The sequence below is a fragment of the Tritonibacter litoralis genome (assembly GCF_009496005.1).
GTDB classification, from domain to species: Bacteria; Pseudomonadota; Alphaproteobacteria; order Rhodobacterales; family Rhodobacteraceae; genus Epibacterium; species Epibacterium litoralis.
Genome location: NZ_WIBF01000051.1, coordinates 1 through 644 on the forward strand (window position 1 = coordinate 1; position 644 = coordinate 644).

The following is a 644-nucleotide window of genomic DNA, read 5'->3' on the forward strand; positions in this document are numbered from 1 at the left end:
TCCGGGGCAAGCATAGTGACCGGTGGCTTGGACATCGACGGTGGTGATCTGATCCTCAACGCGGCCACCACCGGTGATGTGGATATCGCCTCAACCGCCACCCTGGATCTCAATGACACGCTCACCGGTAACCTAACCAATGCGGGCAGTACAGATCTGGCCGGAAACATCACAGGCAGCCTAACTCAGAGTGTCGGCACAACCACCGTGTCCGGGTCCAGCAGGGTGACCGGCGGCTTGGATATCGACGGCGGTGATCTGATCCTCAACGCGGCCACCACCGGCGATGTGGATATCGCCTCGACCGCAACTCTGGATCTCAATGACACGCTCACCGGCAGCCTAACCAATGCGGGTGATGCGGATATTGATGCCGCGATCACTGGCAGCGTCTCCAACGCCAGCACCCTTGATCTGGCTGGAGACATCACCGGCAGCCTGACACAGAGTGCAGGCACCACCACCGTGTCCGGGGTCAGCACAGTGACCGGCGGCTTGGATATCACCGGTGGTGCTCTGATCCTCAACGCGGCCACCACCGGTGATGTGGATGTCGCCTCAACCGCCACCCTGGATCTCAACGACACCCTCACCGGCAACCTGACCAATGTGGGTGATGCGGATATCGATGCCACAATCGATGG

At 60.6% G+C, this 644-nt stretch carries 1 pseudogene; it reads left to right on the forward strand.

Features of this window, described 5'->3' with window-relative positions:
* Positions 1 to 15 precede the first annotated feature (15 nt).
* Positions 16 to 644: pseudogene (locus GFB49_RS20935) on the forward strand (hypothetical protein); the annotation flags it as partial.